This window comes from Streptomyces sp. NPDC031210, from assembly GCF_055570395.1.
In genome coordinates this window covers 20,517-35,441 of record NZ_JBVIHH010000004.1, presented here as the reverse complement: position 1 = coordinate 35,441, position 14,925 = coordinate 20,517, and the positions used below count along the sequence as shown (strand labels likewise).

Annotated in this window: 14 protein-coding genes and 1 pseudogene; 6 read left to right on the top strand and 9 right to left on the bottom strand. The window is 72.5% G+C overall.

The window, feature by feature from the left end:
* Positions 1-36 precede the first annotated feature (36 nt).
* The 4 genes from ACZ45Z_RS09645 to ACZ45Z_RS09630 form a co-directional block, all read right to left on the bottom strand.
* A complete protein-coding gene (locus tag ACZ45Z_RS09645) occupies positions 37-975 on the bottom strand; it encodes a beta-ketoacyl-ACP synthase III (RefSeq protein WP_468358849.1) in 939 nt (312 codons plus the stop codon).
* 165 nt (positions 976-1,140) lie between these two features.
* A complete protein-coding gene (locus ACZ45Z_RS09640; RefSeq protein ID WP_468358846.1) occupies positions 1,141-3,450 on the bottom strand; it encodes a heavy metal translocating P-type ATPase in 2,310 nt (769 codons plus the stop codon).
* The gene (locus ACZ45Z_RS09635; RefSeq protein WP_468358843.1) at positions 3,447-3,653 is read right to left on the bottom strand and encodes a hypothetical protein; all 207 of its coding nucleotides are present in this window, start codon (positions 3,651-3,653) and stop codon (positions 3,447-3,449) included. Before ACZ45Z_RS09635 ends, ACZ45Z_RS09640 begins: the two co-directional genes overlap by 4 nt.
* Positions 3,654-3,794: 141 nt before the next feature.
* Positions 3,795-4,808: a helix-turn-helix transcriptional regulator gene (locus ACZ45Z_RS09630; protein ID WP_468358840.1), complete on the bottom strand. Its 1,014-nt coding sequence runs from the start codon at positions 4,806-4,808 to the stop codon at positions 3,795-3,797.
* Between the two features lie 150 nt (positions 4,809-4,958).
* Between ACZ45Z_RS09630 and ACZ45Z_RS09625 the strand changes: the two genes are divergently transcribed.
* From ACZ45Z_RS09625 to ACZ45Z_RS09615, 3 genes are all read left to right on the top strand, one after another.
* Positions 4,959-6,482, top strand: a complete 1,524-nt coding sequence (locus ACZ45Z_RS09625; RefSeq protein WP_468358836.1) for an MFS transporter — start codon at positions 4,959-4,961, stop codon at positions 6,480-6,482.
* A gap of 63 nt (positions 6,483-6,545) precedes the next feature.
* Positions 6,546-7,628: a magnesium and cobalt transport protein CorA gene (locus ACZ45Z_RS09620; protein WP_468359738.1), complete on the top strand. Its 1,083-nt coding sequence runs from the start codon at positions 6,546-6,548 to the stop codon at positions 7,626-7,628.
* Between the two features lie 125 nt (positions 7,629-7,753).
* On the top strand, positions 7,754-8,302 hold the full coding sequence (locus tag ACZ45Z_RS09615) for a GNAT family N-acetyltransferase (RefSeq protein ID WP_468358833.1): 549 nt from the start codon (positions 7,754-7,756) through the stop codon (positions 8,300-8,302).
* A 235-nt stretch (positions 8,303-8,537) separates the two neighbouring features.
* Here ACZ45Z_RS09615 and snpA read toward each other — a convergent pair whose 3' ends face one another.
* Entirely contained in the window at positions 8,538-9,221 is a 684-nt protein-coding gene (gene snpA / locus ACZ45Z_RS09610) for a snapalysin (RefSeq protein ID WP_468358829.1), read from the bottom strand.
* A gap of 219 nt (positions 9,222-9,440) precedes the next feature.
* Here snpA and ACZ45Z_RS09605 point away from each other — a divergent pair, with 219 nt between their 5' ends.
* On the top strand, positions 9,441-10,400 hold the full coding sequence (locus tag ACZ45Z_RS09605; RefSeq protein ID WP_468358826.1) for a LysR family transcriptional regulator: 960 nt from the start codon (positions 9,441-9,443) through the stop codon (positions 10,398-10,400).
* Positions 10,401-10,548: 148 nt separating this feature from the next.
* Here ACZ45Z_RS09605 and sodN read toward each other — a convergent pair whose 3' ends face one another.
* Positions 10,549-10,944: a superoxide dismutase, Ni gene (gene sodN / locus ACZ45Z_RS09600; RefSeq protein ID WP_468358823.1), complete on the bottom strand. Its 396-nt coding sequence runs from the start codon at positions 10,942-10,944 to the stop codon at positions 10,549-10,551.
* A gap of 168 nt (positions 10,945-11,112) precedes the next feature.
* Here sodN and sodX point away from each other — a divergent pair, with 168 nt between their 5' ends.
* Positions 11,113-11,583 (top strand): nickel-type superoxide dismutase maturation protease, encoded by a 471-nt coding sequence (gene sodX, locus ACZ45Z_RS09595; protein ID WP_468359735.1) that lies wholly within the window; start codon positions 11,113-11,115, stop codon positions 11,581-11,583.
* On the opposite strand, the gene ACZ45Z_RS09590 is transcribed toward sodX, so the two are convergent.
* Positions 11,487-12,152, bottom strand: coding sequence for a CGNR zinc finger domain-containing protein (locus ACZ45Z_RS09590; protein ID WP_468358820.1), 666 nt, complete (start codon positions 12,150-12,152; stop codon positions 11,487-11,489). The genes sodX and ACZ45Z_RS09590 overlap by 97 nt on opposite strands.
* Before the next feature lie 93 nt (positions 12,153-12,245).
* Here ACZ45Z_RS09590 and ACZ45Z_RS09585 point away from each other — a divergent pair.
* Positions 12,246-13,040: pseudogene (locus tag ACZ45Z_RS09585) on the top strand (class I SAM-dependent methyltransferase).
* Between the two features lie 106 nt (positions 13,041-13,146).
* Here ACZ45Z_RS09585 and ACZ45Z_RS09580 read toward each other — a convergent pair.
* Positions 13,147-13,899: an amino acid ABC transporter ATP-binding protein gene (locus ACZ45Z_RS09580; protein ID WP_468359732.1), complete on the bottom strand. Its 753-nt coding sequence runs from the start codon at positions 13,897-13,899 to the stop codon at positions 13,147-13,149.
* A gap of 44 nt (positions 13,900-13,943) precedes the next feature.
* On the bottom strand, positions 13,944-14,885 hold the full coding sequence (locus ACZ45Z_RS09575; RefSeq protein ID WP_468358817.1) for an amino acid ABC transporter permease: 942 nt from the start codon (positions 14,883-14,885) through the stop codon (positions 13,944-13,946).
* Positions 14,886-14,925 lie beyond the last annotated feature (40 nt).

Below are 14,925 nucleotides of genomic sequence, written 5' to 3'. Positions count from 1 at the left end.
GGCCCCCGCCCGCGTGCGGCCGGGGCGGGCTCCGCCTCACGGGCAGCGGATGACCTGCCCCGCGTAGGAGAGGTTGCCGCCGAAGGCGAACAGCAGCACGGGGGCGCCGGCGGCGATCTCCCGGCGCTCGACCAGCTTGGACAGGGCGAGCGGGACGGAAGCCGCGGAGGTGTTGCCCGAGTCCACGACGTCCCGGGCGACGACCGCGTTGACCGCGCCGATCCGCTGCGCGACCGGCTCGATGATCCGCAGGTTGGCCTGGTGCAGGACGACGCCGGCCAGGTCCTCGGGCAGGATCCCGGAGCGTTCGCAGACCTTGCGGGCGATGGCCGGCAACTGGGTCGTCGCCCAGCGGTAGACGGTCTGGCCCGCCTGGGAGAAGCGGGCCGGCTCGCCCTCGATGCGTACCGCGTCGCCCATCTGCGGCACCGAGCCCCACAGGACCGGCCCGATCAGCGGCTCCGGTGAGGCGGTGACGACCGCGGCGCCGGCGCCGTCGCCGACCAGCACACACGTCGAACGGTCCGTCCAGTCGACCACGTCGGTGAACTTCTCGGCCCCGATGACCAGCGCGTTCGTGGCGGCACCGGCGCGGATGGCGTGGTCGGCGCTGGCCAGCGCGTGGGTGAAGCCGGAGCAGACGACGTTGATGTCCATCGTGGCGGGGGCGGCGAGGCCGAGCCGGGCGGCGACCCGGGCCGCGGTGTTGGGGCTGACGTCGGTGTTCGTGCACGTCGCGACCAGGACCAGGTCGATCTCGTGCGCGTCCAGTCCGCTCGCGGCGAGCGCCTTGGCGGCCGCCGCGGCGGCCATCGCGTCCACCGTCTCGTCCGGCGCCGCGACATGGCGGGTGCGGATACCGACGCGGCTGCGGATCCAGGCGTCGTCGGTGTCGACGATCTTGGCGAGATCGTCGTTGGTGAGCACGTTGGAGGGCTGGTAATGGCCGAGAGCCAGGACGCGTGACCCGGTCATGAGTTCCCCCTGGTGCGTGGACGGACGGTTCCCGACCAGTCTCACCCGTCGGCGCCGGGCGACGGTTGCGCGATCCGCCAATCTTCCGCCGTCATAACTGGAGACATCCGACCTCCCCCGGTCCCCGCGGGGGGCCCGGGGGGACCGGGGGCGTCCACGTGCCGGTCAGGCGTCCGTGCCCGCCGCGGCCGACTCCGGCGTCAGGGACCGGAAGCGGCGCAGCCGCAGGCTGTTGCTGACGACGAAGACCGACGAGAAGGCCATGGCGGCCCCCGCGATCATCGGGTTGAGCAGGCCGGCGGCGGCCAGCGGCAGCGCCGCGACGTTGTAGCCGAAGGCCCAGAAGAGATTGCCCTTGATCGTGCTGAGGGTGGCGCGGGCCAGGCGGATGGCGTCGGCGGCCGCCCGCAGATCACCTCGGACGAGGGTCAGGTCGCCGGCTTCGATGGCGGCGTCGGTGCCGGTGCCCATGGCGAGTCCGAGGTCGGCGGTGGCCAGCGCCGCCGCGTCGTTCACCCCGTCCCCGACCATCGCGACCGAGCGGCCCTCTGCCTGGAGGCGCTCGATGACGGCCACCTTGTCCTCGGGCAGGACCTCGGCGATCACCTCGTCGATGCCGACCTCGGCGGCGACGGCATCGGCGACGGCCTGGTTGTCGCCGGTGAGCAGCACCGGGGTCAGGCCCAGCGCGCGGAGCCGGCGGACCGCCTCGGCGCTGGTGGGCTTGACCGCGTCCGAGACGACCAGGACGGCGCGCGCCGCCCCGTCCCAGCCGACGACGACCGCCGTACGGCCCGCCGCCTCCGCCGCGTCCTCGGCGGCCCTCAGCGCGGGTGGCAGCGGCAGGCCCTCGACGTCCAGCAGCCGTTGCCGGCCGACCAGCACGGCGTGCCCGTCGACGACACCCCGTACGCCCAGGCCGGGGACGTTCGCGAAGCCCCCGGGGACGGGCAGGTCACCGGACTCCCCGGCGGCCTCCGCCTCGGACCGGGCCGCGGTGGCGATGGCACGGGCGATCGGGTGCTCGGAGGAGTGCTCCAGCGCGCCGGCCAGCCGCAGGGCCTCCTCGCGGGTCACCCCGTCGGCGACGTGGACGCCGGTCAGCGTCATCACGCCGGTGGTGACCGTGCCGGTCTTGTCCAGGACGATGGTGTCCACCCGGCGGGTCGACTCCAGCACCTCGGGGCCCTTGAGGAGGATGCCGAGCTGGGCGCCGCGGCCCGTGCCGACCATCAGCGCGGTGGGAGTGGCGAGCCCGAGGGCGCACGGGCAGGCGATGATCAGGACCGCGACCGCCGCGGTGAAGGCGGCCACCGCGCCTTCGCCGGTGCCCAGCCAGTAGCCGAGCGTGCCCACGGCGAGGGCGATGACGACCGGTACGAACACCGCCGAGATCCGGTCCGCGAGCCGCTGGGCGGCCGCCTTGCCGTTCTGCGCGTTCTCCACCAGTCGCGCCATCCGGGCGAGCTGGGTGTCCGCGCCGACCCGGGTGGCCTCGACGACCAGCCGGCCGCCGGCGTTGACGGTGGCGCCGGTGACGGCGTCGCCGGGCGACACCTCCACGGGCACGGACTCGCCGGTGAGCATCGAGGCGTCCACGGCGGAGGAGCCGTCCACCACCCGCCCGTCCGTGGCGATGGTCTCCCCGGGCCGTACGACGAAGTGGTCGCCGACGCTCAGCTCACCGGTCGGCACCCGGATCTCGCGGCCGTCGCGCACCACGGCGACGTCCTTGGCGCCCAGCTCCAGCAGCGCCCGCAGCGCCGCGCCCGCCTTCCGCTTCGAACGGGCCTCGAAGTAGCGGCCGGCCAGGATGAAGGTGGTGACGCCGGCCGCCGCCTCCAGGTAGATGCTGCCGCTGCCGTCGGTGCGGGCGATGGTCAGCTCGAAGGGGTGCGTCATACCGGGCATGCCGGCGGTGCCGAAGAACAGCGCCCACAGGGACCAGCCGAGCGCCGCGAGGGTCCCCATGGAGATGAGCGTGTCCATGGTGGCGGAGCCGTGCCGCAGATTGGTCCAGGCGGCCTGGTGGAACGGCCAGGCGCCCCAGGCCACGACCGGGGCGGCCAGGGTCAGCGACAGCCACTGCCAGTTGGTGAACTGCAGGGCCGGCACCATCGCCATCAGGACCACGGGGACGGAGAGGGCGAGGGAGACCAGGAGGCGGTGGCGCAGCGCGCGGAGGGCGTCCGGCGCCGCTTCGGGCGCCTCCGCTCCGGCGGGCGGCGGCTCGGCGGGTGGCGGCGCGGGCAGCGCGGCGGTGTAGCCGGTCTTCTCGACGGTGGCGATCAGGTCCGCGGTCGCGATGCCGCTGCCCTCGGCGACCTCCACCCGCGCCTTTTCGGTGGCGTAGTTGACGGTGGCGGTGACGCCGTCCATGCGGTTGAGCTTCTTCTCGATGCGGGCGGCGCACGACGCGCAGGTCATCCCGCCGATCTCCAGCTCGACGCGCTGGTCTCCGATCGCGGTGGTCATGACTGCTCCTCGGTGTGCTGCGAGTGTCCCATGGAAGGGGCGGGGTCGTCAGGCGGTGCGGGGGCCCGGTGGACGGGGCCGTGGCGGGCCGGGCCGCCACGGTCGTCGCCGGCCGCCCGGCCGAGGCCGAAGCCCGCGGCGAGGACGGCGAGCAGGATCAGCGCGTAGCCGCCGAGCTTGGCCGGGGTGGTCAGGGTCGTCATGGCGTAACTCCTCGGGCGCGAGTCTCCCGGATACCGGGGGACGACGGCGAGCGGCCGCGTCCACGGACGCCACGATATACCCCTAGGGGGTATGACACCAGGGGTGCCGTCACACCCGGCGCCCGACAGTCGGGCGTCCCCTCACACCCCGGCGCCCGCCCCTTCCGCCCCTTCCTCCTCGCCGCCCGCCTCCGCCGGACCCGCCGCGCGAGCCGCCCGGCCGGCCATCGCGCGCAGGTAGCCGGCCAGCTCCGGCGGCTCGTGCACGGTGAACTCCCGGCCCAGCAGGGTCAGCCGGAGCGCCAGCCACTCCACCGAGTCCGGCGCGCTGCGCCACCGGCACACGTCCTCGCCGACCGGCTCCACCTCGCCCGCCGCCGGCCCGCCCAGTTGGGCACTCACCTCCGCGGCCGGCGCGTACACCGTCGCCACCGCCCGGCAGCCGGTGCTCGCGCCCTGCATCCGCTCGCGGACGTAGGCCGCGGCGTCGGCGGCGGGCAGCTCGCGCGGCGCGGCCCGCGCGCCCGTGGCGAACGGCTCGCTCAGCCGGTCCACCCGGAAGATCCGCCAGTCCTCGCGGTCGTTGTCGTACGCCACCAGGTACCAGCGGCGGCCCGCCGCGACCAGACGGTGCGGCTCCACCAGGCGCTTGGTGCGCGCACCGGCGCCCGCCCGGTAGCGGAACCGCACCCGCTCGTGGTTGGTGATCGCGGCGGCCAGCACCGTCAGATGCTCGGGATCCACGGTCGGGCCGTCACCGGCGGGCATTGGGACGGTCGCGGTCCCCAGGGTGCCCACCCGGCGCCGCAGCCTGGCCGGCAGCACGTGTTCGAGCTTGGCCAGCGCCCGTACGGACGCCTCCTCGATGCCCGCGATGGTGTGCCCGGCCGCCGAGCGCAGGCCGACCGCGATGGCCACCGCCTCCTCGTCGTCCAGGAGCAGCGGCGGCATCGCCGTCCCGGCGGCCAGCCGGTAGCCGCCGTCCGAGCCCATCGTCGCGTGCACGGGATAGCCCAGCTCACGCAGCCGCTCGATGTCCCGGCGGATGGTGCGGGAGGTGACCCGCAGCCGCGCGGCCAGCTCGCTGCCCGGCCATTCGCGCGGGGTCTGGAGCAGGGACAGCAGATTCAACAGACGCGCCGAGGTCTCACTCATGCCACCGATGATGCGCCCCGAAGTAGGACCGGAGCTGTCCTACATCCGATCTAGTGTCGAAGACGTCGCCGCCCCTCTCTCCCACCGCCCCTCTCTCCCTTCCGCCTCCGCTTTCCCTTCCCCACCCACCGGTCCACCAGGAGCACCCGTATGACCCCCACCCACCCCGCGCCCTCCGGGACGGCCGCCGGCCGCCGGCGCTGGATCGCCCTCGCCATCGTGCTGACCGCGAGCTTCATGGACCTGGTCGACGCGACCATCGTCAACATCGCGATCCCGAGCATCCAGCGCGACATCGGCGCGACCTTCAGCGCCGTCCAGTGGGTCACCGCCGGCTACGCCCTCGCCTTCGCGCTCGGCCTGATCACCGGCGGCCGGCTCGGCGACATCTACGGCCGCCGGCGCCTCTTCCTGCTCGGCATGGCCGGCTTCACGCTCGCCTCCGCACTGTGCGGCCTCGCCGCGGACCCCGGGATGCTGGTGGGCGCGCGGGTGGCGCAGGGCGCGATGGCCGCGCTGATGGTGCCGCAGGTGCTCGCGATCATCCACGTCACCTTCCCGGCCGACGAGCGCGGCAAGGTCTTCGGGATGTTCGGCGCGGTGATCGGCCTCGGCGCGGTCTGCGGGCCGCTGATCGGCGCCCTGCTGACCGAGGGCGACCTCCTCGGCCTCGCCTGGCGCCCGATCTTCCTGATCAACCTGCCGGTCGGGCTGGCCGGGATCGTGCTCGGCCGCCGCTTCATCACCGAGTCCAGGGCGACCGCCGGCGCGCTGCGCCTGGACCTCGTCGGCACCGCGCTGGCCACCGCGGGCCTGCTGCTGGTGCTCTACCCGCTGACCCAGGGCCGCGAGTCGGGCTGGCCGGTGTGGGGCTTCGTGTCGATGGCGGCGGGCCCGCTCGTGCTGGCCGTCTTCGTCCGCTACGAGCGCGCCAAGACCCGCAAGGACGGCTCGCCGCTCGTCGAACTCTCCCTCTTCAAGCTCAAGACCTTCGCGGCGGGCACCGGCGTCCAGCTCACCTTCGGCGCACTCAGCGGCCTGTTCTTCCTGGTGTGGACGCTCTACATGCAGCTCGGGCTGGGCTGGAGCGCGCTGCGCGCCGGCCTGACCGGGGTGCCCTTCTCCCTCGCCTGCTCGGCCGCCGCCGGGATGTCCGTACAGAAGCTGGTGCCGCGGTTCGGCCGCAAGGTCCTCCAGGCCGGTGCGCTGATCATGCTGTCCGGCGCGCTGCTGTTCCTGTGGGAGGCCGACCGCTACGGCACCGACATGCGCTCCTGGCAGATGGCGCCGGCCATGGTGCTGATGGGCGCCGGGATGGGCCTGATCGTCGCCCCCCTCACCGACACCGTGCTCTCCGAGGTGCCCGCCGCGCACTCCGGGTCGGCGTCCGGCATCTTCAACACCACCGGGCAACTGGGCATGGCGCTGGGTCTGGGCCTGTCGTCGGTGGCGTTCTTCACGGTCGTCGGGGACACCGGCGGGACGGCGACCGCCGGGGGCGCCGCGTTCGTCGCGGCCACGACGTCCGCCCTGTGGTGGGTGGCGGGCGGCCTGGTCGTCGTCTTCGGGCTGCTGTTCCTGCTGCCGGCCCGGGTAGGCCCGCGCGCGACGAAGGACGTGACGGCGCCGGCGGCGGACGCGGCCGGCCGGGAGCGGCCGGCGCTGGTCTCCTGAGCGGGCGGGCCCGCCACCGCCATATCGCTCGCGGGCCTCGCACGCCATACTGGACCGGTGTCAGTGATCAGCAACCTCCGCAAGGCCGTCCGGCTGCCGCAGCCGCGCACCCGCGGGGTCGACCTCAGCCACCCGGCCCGCTCGCCGCTGGGCACCGCCGTCGTCAACTGCGCCGTCTATGTGGCGGGTGTCCGGCAGAGCGGCAACCACCCCGCCGATGTGGCGATCCGCCGCGTGCGGGAGTCCGGTGACGGATTTGTCTGGATCGGGCTGCATGAGCCGTCCGAGAAGGAATTCGCCGGAATCGTCGAGCTGTTCGGGCTGCATCCGCTCGCCGTCGAGGACGCCGTGCACGCCCATCAGCGGCCCAAGCTGGAGCGCTACGACGAGTCGCTGTTCACCGTGTTCAAGACCGTCCGCTACGTCGAGCACGACCTGCTCACCGAGACCAGCGAAGTCGTGGACACCGGCGAGATCATGGTCTTCACCGGCGCCGACTTCGTGATCACCGTACGGCACGGCGGCCATGGCTCACTGGGCCCGCTGCGCGAGCAACTGGAGTCCGTCCCCGAGCAGTTGGCGCTCGGTCCGTCCGCCGTCCTGCACGCCATCGCCGACCTCGTCGTGGACGACTACCTGGACGCCACGGCCGCGGTCCAGGACGACATCGACGAGGTCGAGAGCGAGGTCTTCGCCGGGGGCGGCGGCGGAGCCGGCCGGATCTACCAGCTCAAGCGCGAACTCCTCGAACTCAAGCGGGCGGTGGCGCCCCTGGCCCGGCCGCTGCAGGCGCTGGCCACGCAGCCGATGTCGCTGGTCGAGCCGCGGACGAAGACCTACTTCCGGGACGTGGCCGACCACCTCGACCGGGTCACCGAGCAGATCACCGCCTTCGACGAGCTGCTCAACTCGATACTCCAGGCGCATCTCGCCCAGGTCACCGTGGCGCAGAACGAGGACATGCGCCGGATCAGCGCCTGGGTGGCGATCCTGGCCGTACCGACCATGGTCTGCGGCGTGTACGGCATGAATTTCGACCATATGCCGGAAAAGCACTGGACGTTCGGCTACCCGCTCGTGATGGCCGTGATCGTGGTGATCTGCTGCGTCATCCACCGCGGCTTCAAGCGCAACGGCTGGCTGTAGGCCCGGCCACGGAGAGCGGAACCGGTGATCGGCCAGGCTCTATGCTTCCGGTGTCCCCGCCGGCGTTCCGCCACAGGCCGCGCGGCACGGGCGGGGGCGGCGTAACCGGTGGAGCGGGAGGGCCCATGGCAGAGGTGTTCCTACGGCGGCTGACCAGGTGGCAGGCGGAGACCCAGCGGGAGTCCGTCGCCGACCTCTACGCCGCGGCCCACCGCGGCCCGGCGGCCGGTGACGATCCGGGGCGGGAGCGCTTCCTGCGCCGGTTCGCCGAACACGACGTCCAGCGGCCCGGCTTCGAGATGGTCATCGCCAGCGACCCGGCGCTGGTGGGGTGCTGCTACGGCTATCCCGCCGACCGCGACGCCGGCCGGGACCGGGAGGCGCTCGCCGGCCTCCCGGAAGAACTGCGCGAGGCGGCAGCGGCGGGGCGGCTGTTCCTCGTCGCGGAGCTGATGGTGCTGCCCACCCACCGGCGCGCCCGGGTGGCCACCCGCCTGCTGGAGACGCTGCTGATGCGCACGGGCGCCGCGGTCGCGGTCACCTTCCTCCCGCCGGACGACGAAGCGGCCCGGGCCGCGTTCCGCTCCTGGGGCTGGCAGCCGGCGCCGCGGCCGGACGAGGGGGAGGCCGTGGGGGAGGCCGTACGGGAGGTCTGGAGCCGCACGCTGCGGTAGCCGGCGGACGCGGGCGGACCGGGCGGGACGCGGACGGACCGCCCCGGGCGCTCAGCGGTCTCCCCAGACATGCGAAGCGGTGGGACCCGGGAAGAGTCCCACCGCGTTCGCGGGCGCGTGAACCGCGCTGCCGAGAGGACCGGCCGCCAGGTTCCGGCCCTCGTCAGCCACCGGCCGTCCGCCGCCCCCGGCCCTCATCAGCCTGACCGGGTTGGTGCGGGCGGCCGCCGTTTCGTCAGGCGGCCTTGCCCGAGCCGAGGCTCGCCAGGCCGCCCGCCCACATCTGATCCACCTGGGCGCGCTCGTTCGCGTCCGGCTGGGCGTTCTGGCAGGACGTGCCGGGGCCGCCGCCGGACATCAGCTCGCTGCACGGACCCTCGTAGTGGTCCGGCAGGCCCAGTACGTGACCGGTCTCGTGCGCGGTCACGCGGGTGGAGTTGAACTCCTGGTTCTGCTGGTAGTCCAGGAAGACGTAGCCCCTCCCGTGACCGTCGGTGCTGGCGTACGACCCGCGCGGATCGTTGCCCTCGCGGTACTGGAAGTCGCCGCCGCTGCCCGCCTGCAGCTTGACGTTCGCCACCGCGCTGTTCCATATCGACGCGCTCTGCGCTATCTGGTTGGCGAAGGTCGGGGCGGCGCTCGCGTCGTAGGTGACGGTGACCGAGGCCGCGCCCGGGTGGGCCTTCATCTTGGCCTTGGCCGACTTCAGCACGGCCTCGAAGAACGCTTGGGTGTCGGCCTTCTCGGCGGCCGAGCCGGTGTAGGCGGCGATGGAGGCGGGGGTGCTGAGGGAGGAGTTGGCGGGGGAGGAGGAGGCGAGAGAGGAGGGGGAAGCTGCCGAGACGGGCGTGGCGGCTGCCAGCACGGCGGCGAGGCCCAGTCCGAGCGCCGCCGACAGCGCCTTCTTGGGAGATCTCATGTGGGGGCTCCTTCATCTCCGAGGGCCGTACGGCCGCCGTGTGGGGCGGCGGCCGGGGCCCTGCGGATTTCTTGGTGCCGCCGAGTCTGGACGGAGTTCACCCGCGGGGCGGAGATGCCAGGTGGTGATAGCACCAGGCAATACCCCGTGAAAATTGAAGGAGTTCGGGCAGGCCCATGAGTCTGGTGTGACGGATGCCCGCATCGTTATGCTCCGGTCGTGGAGCTCGAGGTAAGGCATCTTCGCGCACTGTGTGCCATCGCCGACTCCGGCAGCGTACGCAAAGCGGCCCGGGAGCTGGGGATGACCCAGCCTTCCCTCACGACCCAGCTCCACCGCATCGAAAAAGCCCTCGGTGGCCAGCTCTTCTTCCGCGAACCGACCGGCAGCCGGCCCACCCCGCTGGGGCACTCCGTGCTCTGCCGGGCCCGCCCGATAGTGGCCGAAATGCGGGCCTTGGTCGACGAGATCGCTTCGGTTTCGGTTCGCGAACGGGGCGCGCGGCTGCGCATCGGCAGCACCAACAGCCGCGCCGTCGCCGGCTGGCTGCGCCGGCTGCGGGTCCGCCTGCCGGATACGGACACGACGATAAGAACCGATGTGTCCGCCAACGCGCTGCTTCAGATGGTCGCGATGGGCCAGCTCGACGTCGCGTTCGTGCACGAGGTGGAGGGCGCGCCGCTACGGGTGCCCGACGGTCTGGCCGAGCATGAACTCATCGCCCGCGAGCCGCAGTTCATCGCCCTGTCGGACAGCCACCCGGCGGCCGCCCAGGCGATCGTCCACGTCGCCGACCTGGCCGAGGACCAGTGGATGGTCGACCCGGCCGTGGACGGCGAATGGGCCGGGCTGCGCCGCGTATGGGCCGCGGCCGGCATCAACCCCCGGGTCATGCACGGCGACTACCTGACCACCATCGACCTGGTCACGGCCGGCGAGGTGGTCACCCCCTGCCAGCCCTCCGCCCGCCCCCGTCCCGGCATGGCCGTCCGCCCGCTGCACGGCGACCCGCTCGCCGTCCGCCTCTTCATGGCCTCCCGCCCGGAAGGCACCCCCGCCGCCCCCGCCGACGCCCTCTTCGCCGACCTGACCGCCGCCTACATGGAGGTCGCGTGGGCGAGCGCCGCCTACCGCGCCTGGCTCATCCGGCACGACGGGCCACTGCCGGTGGCCACCTAGCGCGTTCCTCGCCCCCGCGCTCCGGCCGTCAACGAAGACCGCACCCGTCCGTCACCACCACCGCCGAGCGGCGGCCGGGTGTCGGAGCGGGTGCGGACAAGGCGGCGAGGAGGACCCGCTGGTGCGGGTCACCGCGCCTGGGACCGGGTCAGGCCTTCTTGGTCGCCCAGAAGATCTTGTCGATCTCGGCGATGAGGTCCAGGGCCTTCTGACCGCTGGCCGGGTCGTTCGAGCCCTTGGCGGCGCTGAGGGCCTTGAGGGTGTCGTTGACGAGCTGGTGCAGCTCCGGGTACTTCTCGAAGTGCGGCGGCTTGAAGTAGTCGCTCCACAGCACCGAGACGTGGTGCTTGGCCAGCTCGGCGCGCTGCTCCTTGATCAGGACGGCGCGAGTGCGGAAGTCCGCGTCCTCGTTGGCCTGGTACTTCTCCTGGACGGCCTTGACCGACTCGGCCTCGATGCGGGCCTGGGCGGGGTCGTACACGCCGCAGGGCAGGTCGCAGTGCGCGCTGACCTTGACCTTGGGGGCGAACAGGCGGGAGAGCATGTTCAGTCCTTCCTCGTGATCGTCTTCTCAGGTGCGAGATTACTCGGTATGGGAAGGCTTTTCTCGGGCGGCCCGGGGGTCTTAGGGCAAAAGTCCAGTGCCGAGGTGGGACTGATGGAGGATGGGCCGGTGAACGGGTCGGACCGGGGCTGGACCGGGAGGTACGGGATGCCGGAGCGGGTGGACGAGCGGGGGCCGGAGCGCGCGGACGGGGCGGATCCCGGGAGCGGGCGCGGCGGACCGCTGCGCGCGTTCGGGCTGGCCGAGGTCTACAACCCGTCGATGGTGCCCACGCTCCGACCGGGTGACCAGCTCCTGGTGCGCTACGGCGCCGCCGTGCGGCCCGGCGACGTGGTCGTGCTGCGGCATCCGTTCCGCCAGGACCTGCTGATCGTCAAGCGGGCCGTCGAGCGGCGGGACGGCGGCTGGTGGGTGCGCGGCGACAATCCGTACGTCCATAACGACAGCCGTGAATTCGGGGCGGTACCGGACGAATTGGTCCTCGCGCGCGCCCTGCTCCGGGTGCGGCCCCCGCGCGGGCTTCAGCGGTCGCCGCGTGCGGCGCTCTCCTGGGCGCTGACGGCGGTCCGGCCGCTGCCCGCGGACCGTTCGCTCTCCAGGCGCTTGCGGGCGCGGTAGGCGGCGACGTTGGCGCGGGTGGCGCAGCGGTCGGAGCAGTAGCGCCGGGAGCGGTTGGTGGAGGTGTCCAGGTAGGCGTTGCGGCACGGCCGGGCCTCGCAGATGCCCAGCCGGTCGACGCCGAGCTCGGTGAGGTGGAAGGCCAGGCCCATGCACGCGGTCGCGGTGAAGCCGGCGGTGGCGTTGGCGGCGTGGTCGGCGATGTGCAGATGCCATTTCGGGCGGCCTCCCCCCCTCTCGGCTCCGCTCGAGCGGGAGGTGCCCCCATCGTCGCGGAACTCGTGGCCGGAAATCTGCGGGCTGACGGGGAACTCCATCATCAGGGCGTTGAGAAGGTCCACGGCCAGCACCTCGTCGCCTTCGTCGGCGGCTTCGAAGACGGCGCGCAGCCGGGCGCGGACCGTGCGCAGCCGGGTCACGTCGCTGTCCGTGGCGCGCCGGGCGGCCTGCTGGGCGACGCCGAAGAGTTCGCGTACGGCCTCGACCGAGGTGAGGCTGTCGCCGCCGCGCTCGGGCTGCTCGGTGTTGACCAGCCGCACGGCGTAGTCCGAGTAATAGGCCAGTTCCACTTGTAGTCCTTACCGGGCGGGCTTAAGGTGCGGAGTGCCCCTCGTGCGTAATGGGCGTTGTCACTAAGAGGGTATTACGGCTGAGGGGGTAGCGTGACGGAGAACGGCGTCGGCACCGACTGGCGGGCCTGGCAACAGAGCTGGGACCGGCAGCAGGAGCGGTACCTCCCCGACCGCGAGGAGCGGTTCCGGGTCATGCTCGGTGGGGGTCCCCCCATGCCCTGAAGGCTATGGGAGAGGTCGAGGCGCTGGTGGGTCCCGAGCCACGGGTGCTGGATCTCGCGTGCGGTACGGGCAGTATCTCCGACCGGCTCCTGAAAAGGTTCCCGAAGGCGGAGAGTGTGGGCGTGGATCTCGATCCCGCGCTGCTGACCATCGCGGAAGGGTACTTCGAGGGCGAGGACCGGTTCCGCTTCGTACGGGCCGACCTGAAGGACCCGCGCTGGACGGACCGGCTGCCGCACGACTCCTACGACGCGGTGCTCACCGCCACCGCGCTGCACTGGCTGCACAGCGAGGACCTGCGCGGGCTCTACGGGCAGCTCGGCGCCCTGGTGCGCGACGGCGGGGTCTTCATGAACGCCGACCACATGCCCGAGGAGGCCACCCCGCGGATCAACGCCGCCGACGAGGCCCTCCAGCGGGCGCGCAGGGCGGCGGCCAGGGAGGCCGGGGCGGTGGACTGGGCCGGGTGGTGGCGGCTGGCGGCCGCCGATCCGCGGCTGGCCGGGCCCGACCGCCGAGCGCTTCGCGATCTACGGCGAGCACGCGGACGGCGACACCCCGTCGGCGCGCTGGCACGCCCAGGTGCTGCGCGAGTCCGGCTTCGCCGAGGCCCGCGCGGTGTGGTGCTCGCCGTCGGACGCGCTGGTGCTGGGCCTGAAGTGAGCCGAGGCGGGTCGCCTTCCGCCCGCCGCTCTCCGCACGTGCGAAGGCGGTACGGCCCCTTGGGGGCGCGTACCGCCTTCGCACGGCGTCGAGGTGGGCCGGAGCCCTAGAGCACCTTGGACAGGAACGACTTGGTGCGTTCGTGCTGGGGGTTGCCGAGCACGTCGCGCGGGTGGCCGGTCTCGACGACCACGCCGTCGTCCATGAAGACGAGCGAGTCCCCGACCTCCCGGGCGAAGCCCATCTCGTGGGTGACGACGATCATCGTCATGCCGTCCGCGGCCAGGTCCTTCATGACGTCCAGGACGTCACCGACCAGCTCCGGGTCCAGCGCCGAGGTCGGCTCGTCGAAGAGCATCAGCTTCGGCTCCATGGCGAGCGCCCGGGCGATGGCCACCCGCTGCTGCTGGCCGCCGGAGAGCTGCGAGGGGTAGTTGCCGGCCTTGTCGGACAGGCCGACGCGGTCCAGCAGCTTGGTGGCGCGCTCGCGGGCGACGGCCTTGGACTCGCCCTTGACCTGGATCGGCGCCTCCATGATGTTCTCCACCGCGGTCATGTGCGGGAAGAGGTTGAAGCGCTGGAAGACCATGCCGATGTCGCGGCGGCGGGCGGCGACCTCGCGGTCGCGCAGCTCGTAGAGCTTGCCGTTGTGCTCGCGGTAGCCCACCAGCTCGCCGTCGACGGACAGCCGGCCGGCGTTGACCTTCTCCAGGTGGTTGATGCAGCGCAGGAACGTCGACTTGCCGGAACCGGACGGGCCGATCAGGCAGAAGACCTCCTTGGGCGCCACCTCCAGGTCGATGCCCTTGAGGATGTGGGCGGCGCCGAAGGACTTGTGGACCCCTTCGGCCTTGACCATCGGCCCACCGGACGTGGCGGCGCTCTTCGTGGTCTTGACGGCGGTCATGCGACACCTCCGGGGCGGTTGAAGCCGCCTGACAGCTTCGCCTTGGCGCGCTGGAGCGGGGTGAGCGGCAGGGCGCGGCTGGAGCCGCGGGCGTAGTAGCGCTCCAGGTAGTACTGGCCGATGCTCAGGACGGTCGTGGCGATCAGGTACCAGACGGCGGCGAGGATCAGCATCTCGACCACGACGCCGGAGTCCCGTCCGACGTTCTGTGCGGCTTGCAGCAGATCGTAGTACTGGACGGCGATGACCAGCGAGGAGGTCTTGAGCATGTTGATGACCTCGTTGCCGGTCGGCGGCACGATCACCCGCATCGCCTGCGGCACGACGATCCGGCGCAGCGTCTTGCCGTGGCTCATGCCCAGCGCGTGCGCCGCCTCGGTCTGGCCCTCGTCGACGGCGTTGAGGCCGGCCCGGCAGATCTCCGCCATGTACGCCGCCTCGTTGAGCCCGAGGCCCAGCAGCGCGCACAGGAACGGGGTCATGAAGTCCGACCACTCGTCCTTGTAGATCGGCATGATGTCGATGTACCGGAAGACCAGGCCGAGGTTGAACCACAGGAAGAGCTGGACGTAGACCGGGGTGCCGCGGAAGAACCAGACGTAGAACCACGCGACGGTCGAGGTCACCGGGTTCTTCGACTGCCGCATGACCGCCAGGACCACGCCGCCGACGACGCCGATCACCATCGACAGGACGGTGATCAGCAGGGTGTTGCGCAGACCCTTGAGGATGTCGGCGTTGAAGAGGTACTGCGGGATGGCGTCCCAGTTGACGTTCCCGGAGGCGAACGCCCGGACGAGCAGGGCGAGCACGGCGAGGACGACGACGGCCGCGACCCAGCGTCCGTAGTGGCGGACGGGAATGGCTTTGATGGGCTCGGGGTGGGGCGGCGGAGCGTCTGCCGGCGGCTGGGCCGACTTGTCGACGTCAACTGACACGGGTGATGCCTTTCAGCGTTCGGCGGGAGGGGCGCGGAAG